Annotated in this window: 19 protein-coding genes and 4 pseudogenes; 10 read left to right on the top strand and 13 right to left on the bottom strand. The window is 68.9% G+C overall.

Going from position 1 to position 25841, the window contains the following annotated elements; genetic code table 11:
• Positions 1–2: 2 nt before the first annotated feature.
• The 3 genes from ACZ1HC_RS09025 to ACZ1HC_RS09015 all read left to right on the top strand — a co-directional run bounded on the left by ACZ1HC_RS09025 (position 3) and on the right by ACZ1HC_RS09015 (position 2559).
• Positions 3–1388, top strand: a complete 1386-nt coding sequence (locus ACZ1HC_RS09025) for a diguanylate cyclase (protein WP_472699684.1) — start codon at positions 3–5, stop codon at positions 1386–1388.
• An 83-nt stretch (positions 1389–1471) separates the two neighbouring features.
• Complete coding sequence (locus ACZ1HC_RS09020; protein WP_472699683.1) at positions 1472–1876, top strand: DUF983 domain-containing protein; 405 nt, start codon at positions 1472–1474, stop codon at positions 1874–1876.
• Positions 1873–2559 carry an NUDIX hydrolase gene (locus ACZ1HC_RS09015; protein WP_472699682.1) on the top strand — a complete coding sequence of 229 codons (687 nt, stop codon included), beginning with the start codon at positions 1873–1875 and terminating at the stop codon, positions 2557–2559. Before ACZ1HC_RS09020 ends, ACZ1HC_RS09015 begins: the two co-directional genes overlap by 4 nt.
• Here ACZ1HC_RS09015 and ACZ1HC_RS09010 read toward each other — a convergent pair whose 3' ends face one another.
• The 10 genes from ACZ1HC_RS09010 to ACZ1HC_RS08965 form a co-directional block, all read right to left on the bottom strand.
• Positions 2560–3330, bottom strand: a complete 771-nt coding sequence (locus ACZ1HC_RS09010; RefSeq protein ID WP_472699681.1) for an enoyl-CoA hydratase-related protein — start codon at positions 3328–3330, stop codon at positions 2560–2562.
• Between the two features lie 62 nt (positions 3331–3392).
• Positions 3393–3848 (bottom strand): cytochrome c-type biogenesis protein, encoded by a 456-nt coding sequence (locus ACZ1HC_RS09005; protein WP_472699680.1) that lies wholly within the window; start codon positions 3846–3848, stop codon positions 3393–3395.
• Positions 3845–5809 (bottom strand): heme lyase CcmF/NrfE family subunit, encoded by a 1965-nt coding sequence (locus ACZ1HC_RS09000; protein WP_472699679.1) that lies wholly within the window; start codon positions 5807–5809, stop codon positions 3845–3847. The genes ACZ1HC_RS09005 and ACZ1HC_RS09000 overlap by 4 nt, the downstream gene beginning before the upstream one ends.
• Before the next feature lie 100 nt (positions 5810–5909).
• On the bottom strand, positions 5910–6425 hold the full coding sequence (locus ACZ1HC_RS08995) for a holin family protein (RefSeq protein ID WP_472699678.1): 516 nt from the start codon (positions 6423–6425) through the stop codon (positions 5910–5912).
• Complete coding sequence (locus ACZ1HC_RS08990) at positions 6422–7033, bottom strand: holin-associated N-acetylmuramidase (RefSeq protein WP_472699677.1); 612 nt, start codon at positions 7031–7033, stop codon at positions 6422–6424. The genes ACZ1HC_RS08995 and ACZ1HC_RS08990 overlap by 4 nt, the downstream gene beginning before the upstream one ends.
• 58 nt (positions 7034–7091) lie before the next feature.
• The gene (locus tag ACZ1HC_RS08985) at positions 7092–7577 is read right to left on the bottom strand and encodes a CinA family protein (protein WP_472699676.1); all 486 of its coding nucleotides are present in this window, start codon (positions 7575–7577) and stop codon (positions 7092–7094) included.
• Positions 7574–8065 carry a phosphatidylglycerophosphatase A family protein gene (locus ACZ1HC_RS08980; RefSeq protein ID WP_472699675.1) on the bottom strand — a complete coding sequence of 164 codons (492 nt, stop codon included), beginning with the start codon at positions 8063–8065 and terminating at the stop codon, positions 7574–7576. Before ACZ1HC_RS08980 ends, ACZ1HC_RS08985 begins: the two co-directional genes overlap by 4 nt.
• On the bottom strand, positions 8062–9213 hold the full coding sequence (locus tag ACZ1HC_RS08975) for a bifunctional 2-C-methyl-D-erythritol 4-phosphate cytidylyltransferase/2-C-methyl-D-erythritol 2,4-cyclodiphosphate synthase (RefSeq protein ID WP_472699674.1): 1152 nt from the start codon (positions 9211–9213) through the stop codon (positions 8062–8064). The genes ACZ1HC_RS08980 and ACZ1HC_RS08975 overlap by 4 nt, the downstream gene beginning before the upstream one ends.
• A complete protein-coding gene (purL, locus tag ACZ1HC_RS08970) occupies positions 9210–11390 on the bottom strand; it encodes a phosphoribosylformylglycinamidine synthase subunit PurL (RefSeq protein ID WP_472699673.1) in 2181 nt (726 codons plus the stop codon). The genes ACZ1HC_RS08975 and purL overlap by 4 nt, the downstream gene beginning before the upstream one ends.
• Before the next feature lie 308 nt (positions 11391–11698).
• Positions 11699–12622: a LysR family transcriptional regulator gene (locus tag ACZ1HC_RS08965; protein ID WP_472699672.1), complete on the bottom strand. Its 924-nt coding sequence runs from the start codon at positions 12620–12622 to the stop codon at positions 11699–11701.
• Positions 12623–12772: 150 nt separating this feature from the next.
• On the opposite strand from ACZ1HC_RS08965, the gene ACZ1HC_RS08960 reads away from it, so the two are divergent.
• From ACZ1HC_RS08960 to ACZ1HC_RS08945, 4 genes and pseudogenes are all read left to right on the top strand, one after another.
• On the top strand, positions 12773–16180 hold the full coding sequence (locus ACZ1HC_RS08960; RefSeq protein ID WP_472699671.1) for an indolepyruvate ferredoxin oxidoreductase family protein: 3408 nt from the start codon (positions 12773–12775) through the stop codon (positions 16178–16180).
• 89 nt (positions 16181–16269) lie between these two features.
• Positions 16270–17080: pseudogene (locus ACZ1HC_RS08955) on the top strand (glutamate racemase).
• Between the two features lie 19 nt (positions 17081–17099).
• On the top strand, positions 17100–17549 hold the full coding sequence (ccmE, locus tag ACZ1HC_RS08950) for a cytochrome c maturation protein CcmE (RefSeq protein ID WP_472699670.1): 450 nt from the start codon (positions 17100–17102) through the stop codon (positions 17547–17549).
• Between the two features lie 56 nt (positions 17550–17605).
• Positions 17606–19058 (top strand): annotated as a pseudogene (locus tag ACZ1HC_RS08945) (TrkH family potassium uptake protein).
• Here ACZ1HC_RS08945 and ACZ1HC_RS08940 read toward each other — a convergent pair.
• Positions 19055–20368 carry a peptidoglycan-binding protein gene (locus ACZ1HC_RS08940; protein ID WP_472699669.1) on the bottom strand — a complete coding sequence of 438 codons (1314 nt, stop codon included), beginning with the start codon at positions 20366–20368 and terminating at the stop codon, positions 19055–19057. The pseudogene ACZ1HC_RS08945 and the gene ACZ1HC_RS08940 sit on opposite strands and share 4 nt — an antisense overlap.
• Positions 20369–20460: 92 nt before the next feature.
• Here ACZ1HC_RS08940 and ACZ1HC_RS08935 point away from each other — a divergent pair.
• The 3 genes and pseudogenes from ACZ1HC_RS08935 to glyS all read left to right on the top strand — a co-directional run bounded on the left by ACZ1HC_RS08935 (position 20461) and on the right by glyS (position 24058).
• A pseudogene (locus tag ACZ1HC_RS08935) lies at positions 20461–21389 on the top strand (glycine--tRNA ligase subunit alpha).
• Positions 21386–21850 carry a DUF6446 family protein gene (locus tag ACZ1HC_RS08930; RefSeq protein ID WP_472699668.1) on the top strand — a complete coding sequence of 155 codons (465 nt, stop codon included), beginning with the start codon at positions 21386–21388 and terminating at the stop codon, positions 21848–21850. Before ACZ1HC_RS08935 ends, ACZ1HC_RS08930 begins: the two are co-directional and overlap by 4 nt.
• Positions 21850–24058, top strand: a pseudogene (glyS, locus tag ACZ1HC_RS08925) (glycine--tRNA ligase subunit beta). Before ACZ1HC_RS08930 ends, glyS begins: the two are co-directional and overlap by 1 nt.
• Before the next feature lie 146 nt (positions 24059–24204).
• On the opposite strand, the gene ACZ1HC_RS08920 reads toward glyS, so the two are convergent.
• Together ACZ1HC_RS08920 and ACZ1HC_RS08915 are read right to left on the bottom strand one after the other, a co-directional pair.
• The gene (locus tag ACZ1HC_RS08920; RefSeq protein ID WP_472699667.1) at positions 24205–24984 is read right to left on the bottom strand and encodes a succinate dehydrogenase iron-sulfur subunit; all 780 of its coding nucleotides are present in this window, start codon (positions 24982–24984) and stop codon (positions 24205–24207) included.
• A gap of 12 nt (positions 24985–24996) precedes the next feature.
• On the bottom strand, positions 24997–25839 hold the full coding sequence (locus ACZ1HC_RS08915) for a hypothetical protein (protein WP_472699666.1): 843 nt from the start codon (positions 25837–25839) through the stop codon (positions 24997–24999).
• Between the last annotated feature and the right edge of the window lie 2 nt (positions 25840–25841).

Here is a 25841-nt window from a genome sequence, read left to right as displayed (position 1 = left end):
CCGTGACTGCGCGTATCCTTATCGCGGAAGCCAGTGCGACCAACCGGATCAGCCTGAAGGTCAGGTTGTCGGGCGCCTGCTACGATGTCCTGACCGCGGCGACGGCCGAGGATCTGCTGTCGCAGCTGCGCCAGGGGCGGCCGGACCTGATCCTGCTGGGGCCGGGCTTCGGCTGCCTTCGGCTAGCCGACGCCTTCCAGATGGTCTCGGTGGAACGGCCCCGCACCCCCGTCCTGGTGCTGGCCGACGGCGAGCGCCGGGTCGAGGCGCTGGAGGCCGGGGCCGCGGCCGTGCTGGATCCGCGGGTGGCCGAACAGATGCTGCTGGCCCGGATCCGCGGGTTGCTGCGCGATGCCGAGGCCGACGACGCCCCCGACTTCGCCCTGGCCGAGGATGCGGGCGGCTTTGTTCACGCGCCGTCGGGCAATGTGGTTCTGGTGGCGGACCAGCCGGCCCGGGCGCAGCGCTGGCGCCACATCCTGCAGCGCCGCCTGAACTGCCGCCTGGCCATCGCCAGCCCCGACGAGACGCTCAGCGCCGCGGCGCATGGCGACGGGGCGGACCTGTACATCATCGCCGCCGATATCGAGCAGAAGGGCGACGGGCTGCGGCTGCTGTCGGAACTGCGGTCGCGCAACGGCTCGAAAGAGGCGGGCTTCGCCGTCCTGGTGGCCCCCGAGCGCGAGGAGCTTTGCGCCATTGCCCTGGATTTGGGCGCGGGCGAGGTCCTGCCCCTGGACCCGGCCGAGGACAACAATGCTGAGATCGCGGTTCTGGCGCTGCGCAACCAGCTGGACCGCAAGCGCCGGGCCGACAGCCGGCGCCGGGAGATGAAGCGCAACATGGCCTGGGCCATGTCCGACCCGCTGACCGGGCTGCACAACCGGCGCTATGCCATGCCCCGCCTGGCCGAGATCGTCCGTAGCGCCATGCGCCGGCATGACGGCTTTGCAGTGATGGCGCTTGACCTGGACCGCTTCAAGGCGATCAACGACAATTTCGGCCATGCCGCGGGCGACGCGGTGCTGTGCGACATCGCCCGCCGGGTCGAGGCGATCGTCGCCGACCAGGGCATGACCGCGCGGCTGGGCGGCGAGGAGTTCCTGGTGGTCCTGCCCCAGGCGACCGAGGCCGAGGCCTTCCGACTGGCCGAGGAGATCCGCCAGGAGGTCGAGACCCATCCCACCGTGCTGCCGCCGCTGTCGGGCGGGGGCCAGGTCCAGGCCACGCTGTCGATCGGGGTCGCGTTCGAGCAGGCGCCCTTCTGCATCAGCCGGCCCGACATCCTGGCCGAGATCGCCCTGGAACGGGCCGACCGGGCGATGATCGCGGCCAAGTCGCTGGGCCGGAACCGGGTGCTGATGGCCCCTGCGCAGCCGGTCTGCTGAGGCAGGAAAGACAGCTTGCAGGGACTGGCGGCGGCGGCCGGCAGAACCTACATTGGCAGCGACAAAGCCTGCCGGAGAATGCCATGCCGCCACCTGCCCCCATCCCCGATCCGTCCGAACGCCCGACCGGGCAGGCGATGCTGCGCGGCGCCCTGGGGCGCTGCCCGGCCTGCGGGGAAGGCCGGCTGTTCCGGTCGTTCCTGAAGGTCGCCGACCATTGCCCCGCCTGCAACGAGCCGCTGCATCATCAGCGCGCCGATGACGGCCCGGCCTATCTGACGATCCTGCTGGTGTCGCATCTGGGCGCGCCCTTGCTGCTGGCCTGCTACATCGCCTGGCGTCCCTCGGCCATGACGATGATCTGGACCTTCGGCCTGGGCGCCGCCCTGCTGTCGCTGCTGCTGCTGCCCCGCATCAAGGGGGCGTTCGTCGGCCTGCAATGGGCACGGCGGATGCACGGCTTCGGCGCCGAGCCCCTGGCCTCATGAGCGATCCCGCCCCGCCCGTCCGCGACGCCGCGACCGTCATCCTGCTGCGCCGAAAACGCGCGGGCGTGTCGGTCCTGATGGGGATGCGGGGCGCCGGCGCCGCCTTCATGCCGTCGAAATACGTCTTTCCCGGCGGCGCCGTCGATCCGGCGGATGCCGGGGTGGCGCTTGCCGCCCCCCTGGCCGAACCCCATCGGAGCCGTCTTGTGCAGGAGCCCCGGGCAGGCTCGGCCGCCGATGCCGATGCGGTCGCTGCGGCCGCCCTGCGCGAACTGGCCGAGGAAACCGGACAACTGATCGGCCGGCCCGGATCCAGCCCGCTGCCGGGTTTCGACGCGGCGGGGCTTCAGCCGGACGCCTCGGCGCTGACCTATCTGTTCCGGGCCATCACGCCGGCGGGCCGGCCGCGCCGCTTCGACGCGCATTTCTTCCTGGCCGACGCCGCGGCGCTTGCCACCGATCCCGACGATTTCACCCGCGCCTGCGACGAGCTTTCGCACCTGCACTGGGTGCCCCTGTCGCAGGCCCGCGCGCTCGATTTGCCCTTCATCACCGAGGTCGTGCTGGCCGAGGTTACCGATCTTGTCGCGGGCCTTGCGCCGGACGCCCCCCTGCCGGTCCCCGACACGGTGCCCTTCTTCGACAACCGCACGGCCGTGCCGCGTTTCGCCCAGATCGCCTGATCAGCGTCCGGTGAACCGCGCCGCGCGCTTTTCCAGGAAGGCCGTGACGCCTTCGACGAAATCGGCGCTGCGGCCCGCCGCGCCCTGCAGCCGCGCCTCGAGGGCAAGCTGCGCCTCGAGGTCGTTCTGGGTCGAGGCCTCGACTGCCTCGCGGATGGCAAGATAGGCGCCGGTCGGGCCCTGCGCCAGGTGCCGGGCCCGCGCCGCGACGCCCTCGGCGAAGTCCGCATCCGGCAGGGCCTCCCAGATCAGCCCCCAGTCGGCGGCCTGGCGGGCGCCGAGGGGTTGCGCGAACAGCATCATGCCCAGGGCCCGCGCCATGCCCACGGCGCGGGGAATGACGAAGGTCCCGCCTGCGTCGGGCACCAGGCCGATGCGCGTGAAGGCCTGGACGAAGCTGGCGCTTTCGGCCGCGATCACCACATCCGCCGCCAGCGCAAGATTGGCCCCCGCGCCCGCCGCCACGCCGTTGACCGCGGCGATGACCGGCGCGCGGCAGGCCCGGATCGCCCGCAGCATCGGTTCGTATTCATCCCGCAGCGTGGCCTCAAGATCGGCCGCGGCCACCCGGTCGGTCAGATCCTGGCCCGAGCAGAAGCCCCGCCCGGCCCCGGTGATGACCAGACAGCGCGTGCCGCCGGGCAGGTTTCCCACCGTCTCGGTGATCTCGGCCCGCATCCGGCTGTTCAGGGCGTTCATCACCTGCGGCCGGTTCAGCGTCAGGGTCGCCACGCCGTCGCGGCTGACGAGGTCGATGGTCTCAAGGCTCATGTCGGTCCCCCTCTTTGCGGGCATCATGACGCAAACGCGCCGGGGAAAAGCGCGACCCCGCGTCAGTCGCGCATGATCTGGTCCAGCCGCTCGCGCTCGGCCTGGGTCAGCGCCGGCGCCTCGTCGGGGCGGGCAGCGGCGCGCGACCGCAGGAACCGCCATGCCATCAGCAGCGCCAGCAGCGCCATCACGGGACCGGCCAGCCACAGCACCAGATTGCCGCCCCGGGCCCGCGGCTCGAACAGCACGAATTCGCCGAAGCGGTCCACCACCGCGTCGATCACCGCGTCGTCGCTGTCGCCCGCGACGATCCGTTCCCGGACATACAGCCGCAGGTCGCGGCTGATGGGGGCGTTGGATTCGTCGATGTTCTCGCCCTGGCAGACCGGGCAGCGCAGCTTTTGCGAGATCTCGCGCGCCCGCGCCTCTTGTCCAGGGTCGGGCAGAACCTCGTCGGGCTGGACGGCGAAGGCGGCCACAGGCAGCAGCAGGGCCAGCAGGATCAGAAGCCGCCTCATTCCGCGGCCACCGTCCCCGCGGGCGCACGCCGGGCCCCCGCGGCGACCCGGTAGCGGCGGTCCGACAGGCTGATGACGCCGCCCAGCGCCATCAGCAGCGCGCCCGCCCAGATCCAGTTGGCGAAGGGCTTGATATAGGTCCGGACCGCCCATCCGCCGCCGTCGGCCTGTTCGTCACCGATCACCAGATAGATGTCGCGGAAGATGCCGTTGTCGATCGCGGCCTCGGTCGTGGGCATCGCCTGGACGGGATAGACGCGCTTTTCGGGATGCAGCACCGCCACCGCGCGGCCGTTGCGCGATACCTGCATGGTCGCGGTGGTCGAGACGTAGTTCGGGCCCTCGATCTCGTCCACGTCGGCAAGGATGATGTCATAGCCGCCGACCCGGAAGGGCTGGCCCGGTTGCGCCACGCGGATGTCCTCGACCTGCCAGGCGGTCAGCAGGGCCACGCCGATGAAGGTCACGCCCATGCCGGCATGCGCTGTGGCCTTGCCCCAGTCCGCGCGCGGCAGCCGCAGCAGGCGCGACAGGCCCGACTGGCCGGTGCGGTGGACCAGTTCGGCAAGCGCCCCGAAGATGATCCAGGCGCCCAGCCCCGCGCCGATCACGGCGATGGCCGAACGCCCGGTCGAAACCGCGAAGACAAGCGCCATCACCGCCCCCGCCAGCACCGCCGCGCCGCGCAGCGGGCGCAGGGCGCGCGGCAGGGCGGCGCGCTTCCAGGGCAGGATCGACCCCAGCGGCAGCACGATCGCCAGCACGATCATGAACGGGGTGAAGGCCTGGTTGAAGAAGGGCGGCCCGACCGACAGCTTGCGGTCCCACAGCATCTCGGCGATCAGCGGCCACATGGTGCCGATGAAGACCACGAAGGCCGACACCGCCAGCAGCACGTTGTTCAGCACCAGCGCGCCTTCGCGCGACACCGGGGCAAAGACCCCCTTGGCGGTCATCTGCCCGGCCCGCGCGGCATAAAGCGTCAGCGCCCCGCCGGTGAAGACCACCAGGATCCCCAGGATGAACACGCCGCGCGCGGGATCGCTGGCGAAGCTGTGGACCGAGGTGATGACCCCGGAGCGCACGATGAAGGTGCCGATCATGGAAAAGCCGAAGGCCATGATCGCCAGCAGGATCGTCCAGCTTTTCAGCGCCTCGCGCTTTTCGACGACGATGGCGGAATGCAGCAGGGCCGCGGCCAGCAGCCAGGGCATGAAGCTGGCGTTTTCCACCGGATCCCAGAACCAGAAGCCGCCCCAGCCCAGTTCGTAATAGGCCCACCACGAACCCAGCGCGATGCCGATGGTCAGAAACATCCAGGCAGCCAGCGTCCAGGGCCGCACCCACCGCGCCCAGGCGGCGTCCACGCGGCCCTCGATCAGGGCGGCGACGGCAAAGGAAAACGCCATGGATAGGCCCACATAGCCCAGATAGAGGAACGGCGGATGGAAGGCGAGGCCCGGATCTTGCAGCAGCGGGTTCAGGTCGCGCCCGTCGAAGGGCGGGCTTTCCAGCCGCAGGAACGGGTTCGAGGTGAAGATGATGAAGGCATAGAAGGCCGCGCCGATGGCCGCCTGCACCGCCAGGACGCGCGCCCGCAGCGCCGGGGGCAGGTTGTCGCCGAAGGTTGCGGCCGCCGCCCCGAACAGCGCCAGGATCAGCACCCACAGCAGCATCGAACCCTCGTGGTTCCCCCAGACGCCGCTGATCTTGTAGAGCAGGGGCTTGGCGGTGTGCGAGTTCTCGTAGACCAGTTCCAGCGAGAAGTCCGAGGTGACGAAGCCCACCGTCAGCGACGCGAAGGACAGGCCGACCAGCAGGAACTGCGCCACCGCGGCGGGGCGGGCGCTGTCCATCCAGGGTCCCCAGCCCTTCGAGGCGCCGACCATCGGCACGACCGCCTGATACAGCGACACCGCGAAGGCAAGGATCAGGGCGAAATGGCCAAGTTCTGCTGTCATGACGGGATCCTCTGGTGCCCCACCAGCATAGGCCCATGGCAAAGGGGGAAAAGTCCCCCCTTGGCCGCCGTCATCAGTTTTGCGTGGCCGGGATCGCGGCCTATTCGCGCAGGCTGGCCACCCAGTCGCGCAAGGCGGCGTTGTCGGCGAATTCGTCGTCGGGCTTGCTGACCGCCACCTGCTGCGTGGTGGTGACGCTGGTCTTGACCTGCTGGGCGGGCCAGACGCGATGGCGGAAATGATGCGCCTCGCGCGCGCCGAAATAGAAGCCGACGATCGCCCCCAGCAGCCACCACAGGGGTTCGGGAACCTGCTGCAGGCCAACCATGCGCAGGCCGAAACCTTCGGGTTCGATCATGGCATAGACGAACAGCGCCATCGTCCCCAGGGCCAGAAGCGGACGCGGAAGGCGGTTCAGGCCGTTCACGAAGCTGTCGAAGAAGCCCGGACGGACGGTCTGGAACTCTTGCCCGTGCTGGTCGATGGCGCGGGCATAGGCTTCTTCCTCGAGCTCCATCTTGCGGGTGGCGTTGCGGGTGAACACCTCGGCCACGCCGGTGGCGGCGCTGCCCAAGGCGGTCACCCCCTGGCTGACGCCAATGAATCGGTCGATCATGCCCATCTGGCGGTCCTTTCGCGGTGTTCGGCCTCGGTCAGGTGATAGCGGGGGCTGATGAACTCCTCGGCCCGGGTGATCCAGCCGCCCTTGCCGCCGGCCTTGCTGCGGGCGTATTTGCGGCTGGCGGGGCGCTGATCGGCCAGGGCGTAATAGTAGTTGCGCCGGGCGATGCCGTAGGCATCGGCGAAGTGGTCGGGCGCCGCCGCCGCCGCGTCCTGCGCCGCGGCCAGGGTCTGCGGGCCGATCACGCCGTCCGCCGTCGCCGCAAAGCCCATGCGCGCGACCAGCCGTTGCAGGATCTTCACCGCGTTGGCGCCCGCGTTCACATACATGTCGAAGACGCTGGCCTGCACGGGGTCGGGCAGTTCGGCCAGGCGCGGGCGGCGGAAATAATGTTCCACGAAGATCTGCTGCGCCTGGGCGCGGGTCAGCATCCGCACATCGGCGGCGTCGACGCGGCCGTCCCTGTCGAGATCCAGCCCCAGCGATTGCATGGTCCCGACAGTGACGCCGAAATTGGTGGCCCCGCCCGGATCGTCGGGATCGTTGACGTAACCGCCTTCGCGCGCGACGATCTGGGCCGCGACTTCCTCAACGCTTGGCATGGAACACCCCCGTCCTGCAGATGAGGCACAAGGGTGGCGGGGGCGCGTTAACCGGCCGTTAACCGACCGCGCGTTGCCCGCGCAGCGCGTCCAGCAGCATCTGCAGCGCGTGGTCCACGGTCGCGGCGCGGACCTGACGGCGGCCGATGGCGCCGAACTCGACGGTTTCGGTGCGGGTGCCGAAGGGTTCGGCGATGCCGAAGCAGACGCGCCCTTCGGGCTTGTGTTCGGACCCGCCCGGTCCTGCGATACCCGTCACCGCAATCGCGATGCCCGCGGCAGAGTGGCGCAGCGCCCCGAAGGCCATTTCCGCCGCGACCTGTTCGCTGACGGCACCGTGGGCCTCCAGCGTCTCGGGGCGGACCCCCAGCATCTGCAGCTTGGCGGCGTTGGAATAGGTGACGAAGCCCCGGTCCACGGCGTCGGACGATCCCGGAACCTCGGTCAGCGCGCCGGCGATCAGGCCGCCGGTGCAGCTTTCGGCGGTGGCGATCATCACGCCGCGGGCGCGGGCAGCGTCCAGAACGTCGGCGGCAAGGCTCATTGCTGGATCATCCCGTGATAGATCCCGGCCAGGACGACCGCCGTGATGCCCGCGAACAGCCCCGCCCACAGGTCGTCCAGCATCAGCCCCAGGGCGTCGTGGCGGCGGTCGGCGCGGCCGACCAGCCAGGGCTTCCAGATGTCGAACAGCCGAAACAGCAGGAAGGGCACCACGAAGGCCGGCCAGGCGGCAAGGATCGGCACCCCGTGGCGCGCCAGCGGGATGAAGGTGAAGCACAGCGCCAGCCACTGGCCCGCCACCTCGTCGATGACGATGAACGAGGGGTCTGGGTCGGCGGAGACGGCCAGGGCCTGCGGCACCGCCCAGAAGCCCAGGCCCGCCGCCAGCAGGAAGGCCAGCGGCAGCAGCAGGGCCCCGCCCGCCTGATACAGCAGCACCGCCAGCACCACCGCCGCCAGCGAGGCCCAGGTGCCGGGCGCGGGTCGAAGCCTGCCGATGCCGAAGAACGTGGTGACGATCGCGATCATGAGCCCTGCACCTTCATCAGCGTGGCGGTGGCGATGGCGGCGATCCCCTCGCGCCGGCCGGTGAAGCCCAGCCGTTCCGAGGTGGTGGCCTTGACGCTGACGCGGCCGGCCTCGACGCCCATGATCGCGGCCAGACGGTCCTGCATGGCGGCGGCGTGGGGGCCGATCTTGGGCGCCTCGCAGATCAGCGTCACGTCGGCATTGCCGAAGCCGAAGCCGCGTCCGCGCGCCAGATCGGCGGCATGGCGCAGGAAGATGGCGCTGTCGGCGCCCTTCCATTGCGGGTCCGCGGGCGGGAAGTGGCGGCCGATGTCGCCCTCGGCCAGGGCGCCGTAGATGGCGTCGGTCAGGGCGTGCATCCCCACATCGGCGTCGGAATGGCCCACAAGCCCGGCGTCGTGCGCGATCCGCACCCCGCAAAGCCAGACGTGATCGCCCGGCCCGAAGGCGTGGACGTCGTAGCCGTTGCCCAGGCGAATATCCATGGCGGTCCCCAGTATCCGTTCGGCCCGCGCGAAGTCGGCGGGAAAGGTGATCTTCAGATTGTCCTCGGACCCCGGCGTGATGGCAACCGCCATCCCCGCCTTCAGGGCCAGTTCCACGTCGTCGGCGGCATCATCCGCGCCAAGGCGGTGCGCCCGGGATATCCGGTCCAGGACAAAGCCCTGCGGGGTCTGCGCGCGGAAAAGCCCCGCTCGGGAGGTGGTGCCCGTGACCATCCCGTCGGCGCCGGTCCACAAGGCGTCGCTGACCGGCAGGGCCGGGGCGGCGGCCTGCGCGCCGGCCTGCAGGGCGTCGATGACGCCCTGGATCACGTCATCCCCGACCAGAGGCCGCGCGCCGTCGTGGATCAGGACGTGGCTTGCCTGGCCGTCCAGGGCCTGCAGCCCGGCCATGACGCTGGCCGCGCGCGTCTCGCCCCCGGTCACGATAGTCACGCCGCCCGCGAAGTCGCGGATGGCGCGGGCCATGTCGTCGGGGTGGACCACCAGCACCACGCGGTCGAAGCCCGCGAAGGCGGCCAGCGACCGGGCCAGGACGCTGTGCCCGCCCAGGTCGCGCCATTGCTTCGGCGGCCCGCCCGCGCGGGTGCCGCGCCCCGCCGCGGTGATGATCGCGGCATAACCCGAAGGCGCCCTGACGGTCATGCGTGATCCGGCATGTCGCCCCGGATCGCCTTGGCGAAGGCCGTGCGGTAAAGCTGCGACAGGTCGGCCAGATCGCCGGCGTCGTCGCCCATCTGCACCGCAAGGCCCCCGAAGACGCCGACCTGGGCTGCGGGAACGCCCGCGGCATCGGCGGCCTTCAGCAGCGCCTCGGCCCCGGCCGCGTCGCAGGCCAGCAGATAGCGGGCCTGATCCTCGCCGAACAGCTGGGCGATGTCGCCGCTGTCCAGGCGGATGCCGATGCCTGCCGCCTCGGCCATCTCGAAGGCGGCCAGCGCCAGCCCGCCGTCCGACAGGTCGGTGGCCGAGGCCACATGGGCGCGGTTGGCGCGCAGGAACTCGCCATGCCTGCGCTCGGCGGCCAGATCGACGGGCGGGGCGTCGCCCTCCTCGATCCCGAAGGCCTCGGCGGCAAGGGCCGACTGGCCCAGATGGCCGCGCGTTTCACCGATGACGATGGCCACGTCGCCTTCGGACGGCAGGCCCGCGATCAGGTTCGACAGGGTGTCGATCAGGCCCACGCCGCCGATGGTGGGGGTGGGCAGGATGCCCTTGCCGTCGGTCTCGTTGTAAAGCGAGACGTTGCCCGACACGATCGGGAAATCCAGCGCCGTGCAGGCGGCGGCGATCCCTTTGATCGCGCCGACGAACTGGCCCATGATCTCGGGCTTTTCGGGGTTGCCGAAGTTCAGGTTGTCGGTGGCGGCCAGGGGCTGGGCGCCCACGGCGATCAGGTTGCGCCAGGCCTCGGCCACGGCCTGCTTGCCGCCTTCGAAGGGATTGGCCTTCACATAGCGCGGCGTCACGTCGCTGGTGAAGGCCAGCGCCTTGCTGGTGCCGTGGACGCGCACCACCCCCGCCCCCAGGCCGGGGCGGCGGACCGTGTCGGCGCCCACCTGCGTGTCGTACTGTTCCCAGACCCAGGCCTTGTGCGCGTAATTGGGCGAGCCGATCAGCGCGCGCAGCGCCCGGATCGGCGTGATCGCCGGAAGGTCGGGTTCGGGCCCGGCGGGCGGGGTTTCGACCCAGGGGCGGTCGTATTCCGGCGCCGACGACGACAGTTTCGACAGCGGCAGGTCGGCCTTGACCTCGTTGCCGTGCAGGATCAGGAAGCGGTCCTCGGCGATCGTCTCGCCGACGATGGCGAAATCCAGATCCCATTTCTCGAAGATGGCGCGGGCCTCGGCCTCCTTCTCGGGGCGCAGCACCATCAGCATCCGCTCCTGGGATTCCGACAGCATCATCTCGTAGGCGGTCATGCCGGTCTCGCGCTGCGGCACGGCGTCCAGGACCAGCCTGATCCCCAGGCCGCCCTTGTCGCCCATCTCGACGGCGGAACAGGTCAGCCCCGCCGCGCCCATGTCCTGGATCGAGATCACCGCATCGGTCTGCATCAGTTCGAGGCAGGCTTCCAGCAGGCATTTCTCGGTGAAGGGGTCGCCCACCTGCACGGTGGGGCGCTTTTCCTCGATGCTGTCGTCGAATTCGGCCGATGCCATGGTGGCGCCGCCCACCCCGTCGCGGCCGGTCTTGGCGCCCAGATAGACCACCGGCATCCCCACGCCCGAGGCGGCCGAATAGAAGATCCGGTCGGCATCGGCCAGCCCGGCGGCAAAGGCGTTGACCAGGCAGTTGCCGTCATAGCTGCGGTGGAAGCGTACCTCTCCGCCGACATTCGGGACGCCGAAGGCGTTGCCATAGGCGCCGATGCCTTCCACCACGCCCTTGACCAGATGCGGCGTCTTGGGATGCTCCGGCCGGCCGAAGGACAGCGCGTCCATTGCCGCGATCGGGCGCGCGCCCATCGTGAAGACGTCGCGCAGGATGCCGCCTACGCCCGTCGCCGCGCCTTGGTGGGGCTCGATATAGCTGGGGTGGTTGTGGCTTTCCATCTTGAACACCACCGCCTGCCCGTCGCCGATGTCCACCACGCCCGCGTTCTCGCCGGGGCCGCAGATCACCTGGGGGCCGCTGGTGGGCAGGGTGCGCAGCCATTTCTTCGAGGACTTGTAGGAGCAGTGTTCATTCCACATGGCCGAGAAGATGCCCAGTTCGGTGAAGCTGGGTTCGCGACCGATGATCTGCAGGATGCGGTCGTATTCGTCGGGCTTCAGCCCGTGCGCGGCGATCAGGGCGGGGGTGATCGTCGGGTCCTGCATGGCGTGGCCTTCCTGCGCGTGGGGTCTGGCGCTTATTATGGCCAGTCGCCGCGCATGGGAAGGCCCGCGCCCCGCCCGGCCGGAACGGGGGCCCAAAAAAAGCCGGGCACAAGGCCCGGCCCAAGTCCAACAGGGAGGTAGAAGGTGATGCGCCGTTACGCTGACCATCGCCTTCACGGCCTGATTTATGGGCAGGCTGCAAACTGATCAAGGCTGGTGACGCTGCATCATCAGCATACCCGCCATGCGATCAGGGAATGGCTGCCTGCCCGGGTTGCGTGCGCCGAGCCCCGCAGATGCCCCGCCCGTCAGGCGCCGTTGATGGCTTCCTGCAGCAGCGCCTCGCTCTGGCGGCGGCGAAAGGCCTGGATTTCCTCCAGCACGAAATCGCGGAAAACGGCCACCCGGCGGGTCTGGCGCAGTTCCTCGGGATAGGCCAGGAACACCGGCACCTCGCCGGACTGGATGTCGGGCAGCACGCGCACCAGCCGGTGGTGGTCGGCGGTCAGGTAGTCGGGCAGAACGCCGATGCCCAGATTGGCCAGCACGGCCTGCAGGACCCCGAAATAGTTGTTCACCGTCAGGGTAGAGCCGATGTTCTGGGCCATGATTTCCTGGACCAGACGCGCCCCGGCGGCGACCTGCGGCTGGTCGGGCCGCTGGCAGATCAGGCGATAGGGCGACAGGTCGGCCATGGTGGCCGGCACGCCCGCGCGGTCCAGGTATTCCTGCGTGGCGTAAAGCCGCATCCGGATGTTCAGCAGCCGACGCCGGATCAGGTCGGACTGGCTGGGTTCCTTCATGCGGATGGCCACGTCCGCCTCGCGCATGGGCAGGTCCAGAACCCGTTCCTCGAGCATCAGGTCGATCTTGAGGTCGGGGTATTTTTCATAGAGCTTGACCAGCTTCGGGGCCAGCCACAACGTCCCGAAGCCGACCGTCGCGGTCACCTTCAGTTCGCCGAAGACGTGTTCCTCGCTGTCGCGGATGCGGGCGGCGGCGGTGTCCAGCTTGCGGGCCATGGCCGATGTGGCCTCGAACAGCAGTTCGCCCTGCTCGGTCAGAATCAGGCCGCGGGCGTGGCGGTGGAACAGGGTGGTTCCCAAGGCCTCTTCCAGGGCGCGGATCTGGCGGCTGACGGCGGATTGCGACAGGTGCAGCGTGTCCCCGGCATGGGTCAGGCTGCCCGCATCGGCCACGGCATGAAAGATTCGAAGCTTGTCCCAGTCCATGCTGTTACAATCCGTCAATGGCCGCCATGCGTTTTTTGCAGACCTAACCCGTCTGTTGATTTTCAGCAAGCGAAAGGCAAATGCGAAGTTTCTTCTTGGTCGGTCAGCAAAGCTGACCTATGATGGCCCTGATGCGGAGGAGACCCTACCATGAGCAAGCAGGAATTTTCGCTGGCCGACCGGTTCGACCTGAGCAAGCCGCAGGTGCTGCTGAACGGCACCCAGGCCCTTGTGCGGATGATGCTGATGCAGGCGGCGCGCGACAGGGCGGCCGGGCTGAACACGGCGGGGCTTGCGACCGGCTATCGGGGCTCTCCTCTGGGGGGCGTCGATCTTCAGATGATGCGCGAGGCCAAGCGGCTGAGCGCCGCGAACATCCTGTTCCAGCCCGGCCTGAACGAGGATCTGGCCGCCACCGCCATCTGGGGCAGCCAGCAGGCCGAACTGCGCGGCGAGGGCAAGCATGACGGGGTCTTCGCCCTGTGGTACGGCAAGGGTCCGGGCGTCGATCGTTCGGGCGACGTGATGCGCCACGCCAACATGGCCGGCACCTCGCGGCATGGCGGTGTGGTCATGGCGATGGGCGACGACCATACCGGCGAATCCTCGACCGTGCTGCACCAGTCCGACTGGGCGATGGTGGACGCCTATATCCCCGTCCTGTCACCCGCCGGGGTGCAGGAAATCCTGGACTATGGCCTGTATGGCTGGGCGCTCAGCCGCTTCGCGGGCGTCTGGACCGGGCTCAAGACCATGAAGGACACCGTCGAGGCGACCAGCGTCGTGGACGGCGATCCCTTCCGGCTCAGCTTCGTGACCCCCGAGGATTTCGTGATGCCCGAGGGCGGGCTGAACATCCGCCTGGGCGACACGCCCATCGCGCAGGAAGCGCGGATGATCGACTACAAGCGCTTCGCCGCCGAGGCCTTTGCCCGCGCGAACCGCATCGACCGCCGGATCTGGGGCCAGCCGGGCGCCAGGATCGGCATCTGCGCCGCCGGAAAGAACTGGCTGGACGTGGTCCACGCCCTGTCGCTGCTGGGTCTGGACCAGGCCGAAGCCGAACGCCTGGGCATCACCACCTACAAGATCGGCCAGACCTGGCCGCTTGACATGACCAGTTTCCACGAATGGGCCGAGGGGCTGGATCTGATCATCGTGGTCGAGGAAAAGCGCAAGCTGATCGAGGTGCAGGTCAAGGAGGCGATCTTCGACGACCGCCGCGGCCGCCGCGTCTATGGCTGGCACAAGGGCGACACCTGGGAAAACGGCCGCCAGGTCGAACTGTTCCCGACCCGCTATGCCCTGGACCCGGTGCTGATCGCGCAGCGCCTGGGCGACATCCTGATCGAGGAAGGCCGCCGCACCGACCGGCTGCAGGCCGCCCTGTCCAAGCTGTCCGAGGTGCGCCGCGCCGACAACGCTCCCGAGATCGCGGTCAGGACGCCGTGGTTCTGCTCGGGCTGCCCGCACAACAGCTCGACCAAGCTGCCCGAGGGCAGCCGCGCCTATGCCGGCATCGGCTGTCACTACATGGTGCAGTGGATGGACCGCGACACCACCGGCTTCACCCAGATGGGCGGCGAAGGCGCGAACTGGGTGGGCGAGGCCCCCTTCAGCAAGCGCAAGCACGTCTTCCAGAACCTGGGCGACGGCACCTACAACCATTCCGGGTCGCTGGCGATCCGCGCGGCCATCGCGGCGGGCACCACGATCACCTACAAGGTCCTGTTCAACGACGCCGTCGCCATGACCGGCGGCCAGCCGAACGAAGGCGGCCTGACCGCCCCGCAGATCGCCCGCGAACTGGTGGCGATGGGCGTCAATCCCCTGGTCGTGGTCTATGACGAAAAGGAAGACGTGGACCAGAAGCAGTTCCCCGCCGGCCTGCGCTTCGAGGAGCGGGCCGAGATGATGGCCGTCCAGCGCGACCTGGCGCAGACCAGCGGCGTCAGCGCGATCCTCTATATCCAGACCTGCGCCGCCGAAAAGCGCCGCCGCCGCAAGAAGGGCCAGTTCCCCGACCCCGATCGCCGCGTCTGGATCAACCCTGAGGTCTGCGAGGGCTGCGGCGATTGCGGCGTGCAGTCGAACTGCGTGTCGATCGTGCCGCTGGACACCGAACTGGGCCGCAAGCGCCAGATCGACCAGTCCTCGTGCAACAAGGACTACAGCTGCCTCAAGGGCTTCTGCCCCAGCTTCGTGACCGTCCAGGGCGGCAAGCTGAAAAAGCCCCAGGCCGAGGCCCTGGACATCCCCGACCTGCCCCTGCCCGCCCTGCCCGCCATCGACGGCACCCACAACCTCGTCATCACCGGGGTCGGCGGCACCGGGGTGGTGACGCTGGGCGCGGTGCTGGCCCAGGCCGCCCATATCGACGGCAAGGGCGCCGGCATGATGGAGATGGCGGGTCTGGCCCAGAAGGGCGGCGCGGTCCATATCCACCTGCGCCTGGCCAACCGTCCCGAGGACATCAGCGCCATCCGCGTCGCCGTGGGCGAGGCCGACTGCATCATCGGCGGCGATCTGGTCGTCACCGCGGGCGCCAAGACCATCGGCCTGATGACCACCGGCCGCACCGGCGCGGTGGTGAACGACCACGAGATCATCACCGGCACCTTCACGCGGCAGCGCGACTTCCGGGTGCCCGCGGACCAGCTCAAGGTCTCGCTCCAGGCGCGGCTGCGCGACCGGGTGGCCTTCTTCGACGCCAACGACCTGGCGCTGCGGATGCTGGGGGACTCGATCTATTCCAACATGCTGGTGCTGGGCGCCGCCTGGCAGCAGGGGCTGATCCCGCTGACGCTCGAGGCGATCATGCAGGCGATCGAACTGAACGGCGCCAAGGTCGCCGAGAACCAGCGCGCCTTCCAGATCGGCCGCTGGGCGATGGCCTTCCCCGACCAGACCCGCAAGCCCGCCGAGGTGGCGCAGCTTCCCCCCGACCCCATCGCCTACCGCGAGGCGCGGCTGGTCGGGTACCAGAACCGGCGGCTGGCCAAGCGATTCCGCGACCTGGTCGATGCGGCCCCCGCGCCGCTGCGCGAAAGCGTCGCGCGCGGATACTACAAGCTGCTGGCCTACAAGGACGAATACGAGGTCGCGCGGCTGCATCTGTCCACCGCCCGGCAGATCGCCGAGCAATGGGACGGCGACACCCGGCTGACGCTGCACATGGCCCCGCCGATGCTGCCTGGCCGGGACGCCGAGGGCCGTCCCAAGAAGCGCGAGTTCGGCCCGTGGATGCTGACCGGCTTCAAGGTGCTGGCCCGCATGAAGTTCCTGCGCGGCACGCCCTTCGATCCGTTCGGCTACATGGCCGACCGGCGCCGCGAACGCGCCGCCATCCGCGAATACGAAGCGGACATGCGCGAGGTTCTGGCGAAGGTGACGGACGCGACCATGCCCGTCGCCATCGAACTGGCCGAACTGCCCCTGACCGTGCGCGGCTTCGGCCCCGTTAAGGCCCGGGCCGAGGCCGAGGCCGCGGCGCGGCGCGCCGAACTTCTGGCGCAGTTCCGCAGCGGCCAGGCGCCCTTGCAGCAGGCGGCCGAATGACCACCTTTGGGTGAGGGATCTGATCCAGGTCATTTCCAAGATCCGCGATGCGCCGTAAAAGGCGCGTCACGGCGGACAAGGACAGCAGCATGGCAGTAGGCGTTTTCGACTCGGGACTGGGCGGGCTGACCGTTCATCAGGCCATCGCCGCGCGCCTGCCCGACCTTCCGCTGGTCTATCTGGGCGACAACAAGCACACCCCCTATGGCACCCGCACCGCCGAGGACATCTTCAACCTGACCTGCGCGGGGGTCGAGCGGCTGTGGCAGGAAGGCTGCGATCTGGTGATCCTGGCCTGCAACACCGCCTCGGCCGCCGCGCTGAGGCGGATGCAGGAAACCTGGCTGCCCCGGGACAAGCGCGTGCTGGGCGTCTTCGTCCCGCTGATCGAGGCGCTGACCGAACGCCGCTGGGGCGACAATTCCCCCGCGCGAGGTCGCGGTCAAGCATGTGGCGCTGTTCGCCACCCCCGCGACCGTGGCCAGCCGCGCCTTCCAGCGGGAACTGGCCTTCCGCGCCGTGGGCGTCGATGTCGAGGCCCAGCCCTGCGGCGGCGTTGTCGATGCCATCGAGATGGGCGACGAAATCCTGGCCGAGGCGCTTGTGGCCAGCCATGTCGAGGCGCTGCTGCGCCGGATGCCCCACCCCGAGGCCGCGGTGCTGGGCTGCACGCATTATCCGCTGGTCCAGCACGCCTTCCAGAAGGCGCTTGGCCCGAACGTCAAGGTCTTCAGCCAGGCCGGGCTGGTCGCGGAAAGCCTGGCAGACTATCTGCAGCGCCGGCCGGAATTCGTGGGCCCGGGCACGGTGTCGCGGAACCTGACCACCGGCGATCCGGTGCGGGTGTCGGGCAAGGCGACGCAGTTCCTGCGGCGTCCGATCCATTTCGAGGCAGCATGAGGTCAAGGTCATGGCGGGCATGAAATCCCTGAAGAAACGCCGCCGGATCCAGGTGATCCTGGCCGCCTCGGCCGCCCTGCTGATCGCCGTGGCGCTGATCGGCTATGGCTTTCGCGACGGCATCAACCTCTACCGCTCGCCCACGCAGGTGGCCCAGGCCGCCCCCGATCCCGACGAATATTTCCAGTTGGGCGGGCTGGTGAAGGACGGCTCGATCGTGAACCGGGACGGGGTCGAGTTCGACTTCGTCATCACCGACGGCGCGGCCGAGATCCCCGTCAGCTATGTCGGCCGCGACCCGCGCCCCGACCTGTTCACCGAAGGCCAGGGCACCATCGCCAAGGGCTATTACCGCGACGGCCGGTTCGAGGCCCGGGACCTGCTGGCCAAGCACGACGAAACCTACATGCCCAAAGAGGTCGTGGACACGCTGAAGGAAACCGGCGTCTATCAGGATCCCAACAGCTAGCCGGCGCCGCCGGCAGGGCGCTTGACGCCTGAACGGACAGGGGGCAAGCAGGCGGGATGGTTGACCTGCGCCCCGTGGCCCATCCGATCGGCAAGATCATCGTGACCCTGGGGGTCTCGATGCTGGCGCCGATGCTGGTGGACTGGTGGCACGGCGATCCGCACTGGATGGTGTTCCTGCAATGCGCGGCGCTGACGGTCGTGGCGGGCAGCCTGGTGTCGCTCGCGACCTGGGGCGATTACCGCAGCCTGTCGATCCAGCAGGCCTTCCTGCTGACCTCGGGCCTGTGGGCGGCGCTGCCGGTCTTCGGCGCCCTGCCCTTCATGCTGGGCCAGCCAGATGCGCGCTTCGTCGATGCCTATTTCGAGGCGATGTCGGGCGTCACGACGACCGGCACGACGGTCTTTCCGCTGCTGGACGACCTTCCGCGCGGCACCCATCTGTGGCGCGCCATCCTGCACTGGACGGGCGGCCTGGGGATCGTCGTCGTCGCGATGGTCTTTCTGCCGATCATGAAGGTCGGGGGGATGCAGTTCTTCCGGTCCGAGGGCTTCGACACGCTGGGCAAGATCATGCCCCGCGCGGCCGAGATCGCGGCCGAGATGACGCGCATCTACATCATGCTGACGGCGCTTTGCACGATCACCTATCTTCTGCTGGGAATGAACGGCTTCGACGCGATCGTCCAGGCGTTCGGGACCGTCTCGACGGGCGGCTTCTCGAACTATGACGCCAGCTTCGCCGCCTTCCTGGGCCCGCTGGAATGGGCCGCGTCGGTCTTCATGATCCTGGCCTCGGTCCCCTTCATCCGGCTGGTGCAGGCGATGCACGGCAACCTGACGCCGATCTGGCGCGACGTGCAGATCCGCGCCTATCTGCGCTGGATCGGCTATGCCTGCGGGATCATCCTGATCTACCGGATCGTGTTCCTGCAGCACCAGGGTTCCTTCGCCGAGATCGCCCGCGAGACCGTCTTCAACGTCATTTCCACCTTTTCGGGCACGGGATCTCGCCTCGGCCAACGTCCTGGAATGGGGCCATCTGCCGCTGGCGATCCTGATCATCTGCGGCCTGATCGGCGGCTGCACCGGATCGACCGGCTGTTCGGTCAAGGTGTTCCGCTATCTGGTGCTGTTCCAGGCGGTGCGCGCGCAGCTGCGGCGGATGCATTCGCCGCACCGCGTCTATGCCCTTCGCTACGAGGGGCGGCCGCTGAACCAGGACGTGATCGATTCCGTCATGGCCTTCTTCACGCTGTTCATGCTGACCTTCGGCCTGCTGATCGTGGGCCTGTCGCTGACCGGGCTGCATCCCCGCACCGCGCTGACCGGCGCCTGGACCGCCATCGCCAATATCGGCCCCGTCTGGGGCCCCGAGATCACCGCCAACGGCTCGGTCGCCGAATTTCCCGACAGCGCCAAGTGGCTGATGACCCTGGGCATGTATCTGGGCCGGCTGGAACTGGTGTCGGTCCTGGTGCTGCTGCTGCCGCGCTTCTGGCGGGGCTAGGGGTTGGCCAGCGGGTCTGCGGCGGGCTGGGCGGGCGCGTCGTTGGCGGCCGGGGCGTGGCGCGCGAAGCTGTCCGACATCTCGGCCGCAAGCCGCGCCTGACCCTCGGCGTCCGAGGCGGGCCAGATCAGCACGAAGCCCTCGGCCCGGCCGTCGCGGACCCAGCCCTCGGCGCGGCCGATATGGGTGTCGTTGGCGCCCTCCAGCAGGACATGGCCGCGCCTGATGCTGCGGCTGGGCTGCGGCACCCAGCCAAGCGCGGTGACAAGACCCGACAGATCCAGCAGTTCCTGCTGCCCGCCCGGCTGGCTGAACAGGATCAGCGCCGCGCCCGAGCCATCCTTCGGGCCATAGATCGACAGCGCGCGTTCCGCCCGGTCGAACTCCAGCCGGTCCATCGGCGCCAGCACCGAAAGGCCCGTCGCCTCGTCCTGCAGGGCGGTCAGCCCCATCTCGGATCGCCAGGCGTCGCGCCGCGCGATCAGCGCGCGCATCGCCGTGCCGGGATCGGTCGAGCGGCGGCTGGCGGCGATCTCGGCGGCGATGGCCTCGCGCGTCCGCGGGCCCGTCTTGCCGTCGATTTGGCCGTCATAGAACCCGGCCCAGCGCAGGGCGCGCTGCACCTCCTCCAGCGGCGGCATCTCGGCGGGGGTGGCGGGGGGCGGGGGCAGATCCGGCGCCTCGCCCGGCTCGACCACGCGGCCCAGGTCGGCGGCGTCGGACAGAAAGGCGTCCTCGGGGATCAGGCCGCCCTGCCTGAAGGCTCGCAACCAGGCTTCGGCGGCAGCGCGATCCAGCGGACCCAGCACCACCCCGAACCGGTCGTCGGGCAGGCTTACCAGCCCGGCCTCGGGGAAGGTCTGGCGCCACTGGGCCAGGGCGGCATCGGCCTCGGCCCGGGCTGGCACCGATTGCAGGCGCATATAGACCCCCGGCGCGGGCGCATCGGGCTGCGGCGCGGCGGGTTCCGCGGCCTGAAGGGCGGGTTCGGCCAAGGCCCCGCCGGTCACCTGCGTCAGCACCACGTCCGCGCCCGGCACGACCACGAAACTGTCGCGCGGGATCCGCCGTGCCCGTTTCAATTCGCCGATCCTCTCGCGCGCCTCATCGGGCGGCAGGGGGCCGATGGCGATGGCGGTCCAGCCGCCCGGCAGCGGAAAGGTCACCACGTCGTCCAGCCGCTCGGCCCAGAGGGCGGCGGAGAGGGCCGCGTCGCCGTCGCGCCGGGCCTCGATGCGGATCACCGCCTCCTGCGCCCATGCCGCCACCGGCAGTCCCGCCGCCACCACCAAGCACGCCAAGCGCCGCATCCCGTTCCCTTTCGTGGCCTTTATTGACCCTGTTCCCCGCCCCGCCTAGAAGGCGCGCAAGCATGTGCTGATCTACGCAAAGGACGGCCCCGATGACCAGCCCCAACCGACCCCGCAGCTTTCAGGATGTCATCCTGCGCCTGCAGAACTACTGGGCGGCGCAGGGCTGCGCGATCCTGCAGCCCTACGACATGGAGGTGGGGGCCGGCACCTTCCACCCGGCGACCACCCTGCGCGCGCTGGGCGCACGGCCCTGGGCCGCGGCCTATGTCCAGCCCTCGCGCCGCCCCACCGACGGCCGCTATGGCGAGAACCCGAACCGCCTTCAGCACTATTACCAGTATCAGGTCATCATCAAGCCGTCGCCCGCGGCCATGCAGGATCTGTATCTGGGCAGCCTGCGCGCCATCGGCCTGGATCCGCTGGCCCATGATGTCCGCTTCGTCGAGGACGACTGGGAATCCCCACGCTGGGCGCCTGGGGCCTGGGATGGGAAGTCTGGTGCGACGGCATGGAAGTCAGCCAGTTCACCTATTTCCAGCAGGTCGGCGGCCACGACTGCCGCCCGGTGTCGGGCGAACTGACCTATGGGCTGGAACGGCTGGCGATGTATGTGCTGGGCGTGGAACACGTGATGGACATGCCCTTCAACGACCCTGACGCGCCGATCCCGCTCAGCTATGGCGACGTCTTCCGGCAGACGGAACGCGAATATTCCCGCTGGAACTTCGAGGTCGCCGACACCGACACGCTGTTCCAGCACTTCAAGGACGCCGAGGCCGAATGCGCCCGCATCCTGGCCGCCGATCCCGTGGACGGTGCGGGACGCACCATCCCGATGGCGCACCCCGCTTATGACCAGGCTATCAAGGCCAGCCACATCTTCAACCTGCTGGACGCGCGCGGCGTGATCTCGGTCACGGAACGGCAAGCCTATATCGGCCGGGTCCGCGCGCTGGCCAAGGCCTGCGCCGACCTGTTCCTGACCACCGACGCAGCCGGGCAGCCGGTCCCGTCATGAACGGCAAGATCGTCGGCATCGGCCTGCTGGGCGTCGCGGTGATCGCCGGGGGCGGGATGTGGTATCTGCAGGAATACCACTTCTACGACCGCATTCCGGCCGCCGATGCGATTACCGTGCAGACGGCAGCCGGCCCCGCCGTGCTGCCGGTCACCGACTTCCAGGGCATCGACGCCGACAGCTCGCCCCTGCGCTGGCGGGCCTGCGCGGTGCTGGCCGAACAGCCCGTCGATCCGGTGCCCTTCCCGGGCGCCACCCCGCTGGGCGCGCCCGGCTGGTTCGACTGCTTCGACCACGGCCGGATCACCGCCGATCTTGAAGCCGGCGCGGCCACGGCCGTCCTGTCCCAGCCCGAGATCCGCCCCGACGTGGACCGCGTGCTGGCGATCTATCCCGATGGCCGCGTCTATGGCTGGCACCAATACAACGACAAGACCCCGGAACGCGGAGTGATGGACTGATGCCCGACCTGCTGATCGAACTGTTCTCCGAGGAAATCCCCGCCCGGATGCAGGCCCGCGCCCGCGAGGATCTGAGGAAGCTGGTCACCGACGGTCTGGTGAATGCCGGGCTGACCTATGCCTCGGCCGGGGCATTTTCCACGCCGCGCCGCCTGACCCTGGCGGTCGAGGGGCTGACCGCGAACAGCCCCACCACGCGCGAGGAACGCAAGGGCCCCCGCACCGACGCGCCCGAGGCCGCTCTGGAAGGCTTCCTGCGCTCGACGGGCCTGACGCGCGACCAGCTTCAGGCGCGCGACGACAAGAAGGGCCAGGTCTGGTTCGCCGTCCTCGAACGTGCCGGCCGACCGGCCTCCGAGATCGTGGCCGAGGTTCTGGACGCCACCATCCGCAACTTTCCCTGGCCCAAGTCGATGCGGTGGGGCTCGGGCAGCCTGCGCTGGGTGCGCCCGCTGCACTCCATCCTCTGCCTGCTGTCCGACGAATCCGGCGCCACCGTCGTCCCCCTGACCGTCGAGGGGATCGCCGCGGGCAACACCACCCGCGGCCACCGCTTCCTGTCCCCCGACGCCTTCACCGTCACGGGCTTTGACGACTATGCCGCCAAACTGCGCCGCGCCCATGTGATCCTGGACCATGCCGAACGCGAGGCCGCCATCCGCCAGGGGGCCGAGAACCTGGCCTTCGCGCGCGGCTGGCAGATCGTCCCCGACGCCGCCCTGCTGTCCGAGGTCGCGGGCCTCGTCGAATGGCCCGTCCCCCTGATGGGCGTGATCGAGGAGCGTTTCCTGGACCTCCCCCGAGGTGCTGCAAACCTCGATGAAGGAACACCAGAAGTTCTTCTCGGCCAGAAACCCCAGGACCGACCGGATCGAGGGCTTCGTCACCGTCGCCAACATCGAGACCCCGGACGACGGCGCCACCATCCTGGCCGGGAACCAGCGCGTGCTGGCCGCCCGCCTGTCGGACGCGGCGTTCTTCTGGGAAAACGACCTGCGCGAGGCGAAGGCCGAAGAACCTATGGCCGCTTGGGCCGAGGGTCTGAAGTCGGTCACCTTCCACAACAAGCTGGGCTCGCAGTTCGACCGGATTCAGCGCATCGCCGCCCTGGCCCGCGAGATCGCCCCCCTGGTCGGCGCCGACCCGGACCAGGCCGAACGCGCCGCACGCCTGGCGAAACTGGACCTGCGCAGCGCCATGGTCGGAGAGTTCCCCGAACTGCAAGGCACCATGGGCCGCTACTACGCGCTTGCGGCGGGTGAGCCCGAGGCCATAGCCGACGCCGCCCGCGACCACTATTCGCCGCTGGGTCCGTCGGACGCCGTGCCGACCGCGCCGGTGTCAGTGGCGGTTGCACTAGCTGACAAGATCGACACGCTGACCGGGTTCTGGGCGATTGATGAAAAGCCCACGGGATCGAAGGATCCCTTTGCGCTGCGGCGGGCGGCGTTGGGGGTTATTCGTCTAGTACTAACAAATGAAGTGCGAACTTCATTGGATGGTACAATTCTTCGGTTTTCTGACATGCAAATTTGGGATCAGCTTGATGATGCATATGTCCGAGAGGAGAAAAAAGCCGTTGATGACTTTCAGCAGAAGACAGGTTTGAGAATAAAAAAAGTAACAGATCCTGCCCTTGAAGGAAAAACATTTACTATCGAGAGTGGAATTCCGATTCCGCCTCACGAACTTGTCCCTTTCCTCCACGACCGCCTCAAGGTCCATCTCCGCGACCAGGGCATCCGCCACGACATCATCGACGCCGTGCTGGCGCAGCCCGGCAATGACGACCTCGTGCTGGTGGTGAACCGCGCCACCGCGCTGAACGCCATGCTGCAAACCGATGACGGGAAAAACCTCACCCAGGGCCTCAAGCGCGCGGGCAACATCCTGGCGCAGGCCGAGGAAAGGGACGGCGTCGAATACAGCTTCGGCGCCGACGTGAAGTTCGCCGAAACCGATGAGGAACGCGCCCTCTTCGCCGCGCTCGACACCGCCGAACCGGCGATCAGACAGGCCATCGCGGCCGAGGATTTCCCCGCCGCCATGACCGCCATCGCCGCCTTGCGCGCGCCCATCGACGCCTTCTTCGAGGCGGTCCAGGTCAACACCGACAACCAGATCCTCCGCCGCAACCGCCTGAACCTGCTGCACCGCATCCGCGCCGCGGGCCAGCAGATCGCGGATTTCACGAAGATCGAAGGATGAGGCCCCCGAACAAGGTCCATCGGCCCTGTTCATCCACGAGGGCGAGGCGCAGCAAAACGGGCCAGAGGCAGAAACCTCTGGCCCTTCTTCTTTGCCGAAATACCCCACAGGGGGTCCGGGGGACGTGAAGTCCCCCGGCGTCGCCGTCACACCATCCGGTCGACCATCATGTGCTTGATGGCCGCGATCGCCTGGGCCGGGTTCAGCCCCTTGGGGCAGGTATTGGTGCAGTTCATGATCGTGTGGCAGCGATACAGCTTGAAGGGATCCTCCAGCTCGTCCAGCCGCTCGCCGGTGGCCTCGTCGCGCGAATCGATGATCCAGCGATAGGCGTGCAGCAGCGCCGCCGGCCCAAGATAACGATCGCCGTTCCACCAGTAGGACGGGCAGGCCGTGGAACAGGATGCGCACAGGATGCACTCGTAAAGCCCGTCCAGCTTCTTGCGGTCCTCGATCGACTGCTTCCATTCCTTGCCCGGCGTGGGCGACTTGGTGATCAGGTAGGGGTTCACCGAAGCGTGCTGGGCGAAGAAATGCGTCAGATCCGGCACCAGATCCTTGACCACCGGCATATGCGGCAGCGGATAGATGCTGATGTCGCCCTTCACCTCGTCGATGCCATAGATGCAGGCCAGATGGTTGCCGCCGTCGATGTTCATCGCGCAGGACCCGCAGATCCCCTCGCGGCAGGACCGGCGGAAGGACAGCGTCGGGTCGATCTCGTTCTTGATCTTGATGAGCGCGTCCAGGATCATCGGCCCGCACTTGTCCAGATCGACGAAATAGGTGTCCAGGCGCGGGTTTTCCCCGGTATTGGGATCCCAGCGATAGATCTTGAACTTGCGGACATTGGTGGCGTCCGCGGGCGCGGGCCAGGTCTTGCCGACGCGGATCTGGCTGTTCTTGGGCAGGGTGAACTGGACCATGGGGTGCTCCTCTCAGGAAGTGCCTTGCGACGACGGATCCGCCGCGAAAAGATGCTGCGCGCGCGCGACCAGATCGACGATCCGGCCATGCGCGTGGGGGTTCAGCGACAGGCCGTTCAGCCTGCGCAGGAATTCGGTCGCGCCGTCGTTCAGGCGGCTGTTGGTCGGCCCCTCCAGCCGGGGCAGCCGGTCGATCGTCGCCTCGTCAAGCCCGGCATGGCGCAGAAGCTGGCGGCCGGGCCGCAGGGGATCGGTCTCGTCCTCCAGCCGGAAACGGGTGACGCGGTCGCCCAGTTCGGCCGTCATGCGCCGGATCAGGTCGCCCCAGCGTGGAAGATCGGCAGTCTCGGCCTCGAATTCAAGCAGGCTGCGGGTATAGCCGTCGGTGCGCACCGCCTGCGCCCAGACCGAGGGACGCCAGGCCCTCTGGTTGCGCGTATAGATCACGAAATCGGCGGCAAGCCCCTGCGCTTCCTGCGCCAGAAGCGCGGCGATCCGCGGCAGATGCGGGTAAAGACGCGTCTCGCCGCCGTTGCCGGGCATGGCCCCGGCCAGGTTCTCGTGGCTGACAAGCACGGGGACATCGCCGGCCGGCAGCGTGTCCAGCAGGGCGCGGAAGGCCAGCCTCAGCGCCAGGGCGCGGTCCTCGGACGGGGCGAGGCTGTAGGCGATCGCCGCGCGTCCCAGCGGCCGCATGGGCGAGCCTTCCTCGGGCGTGCGCACGACAAGATGCCCGGCAAGCGCCTGCGCGTTGCGGCGCAGGTGCCGCTGGATCGCCGTGCTGCCGGTCTTCTGGACGCCCAGATGAACGATCAGCCGCCGCGCCCCCTGCCCCGCTTGCCCTGCCTCGGCCATGC

The sequence above is a fragment of the Paracoccus sp. BR5-17 genome, from assembly GCF_055693925.1.
Note: the sequence above shows the minus strand (reverse complement) of the source record. Positions and strands in the feature narration are given on the sequence as shown.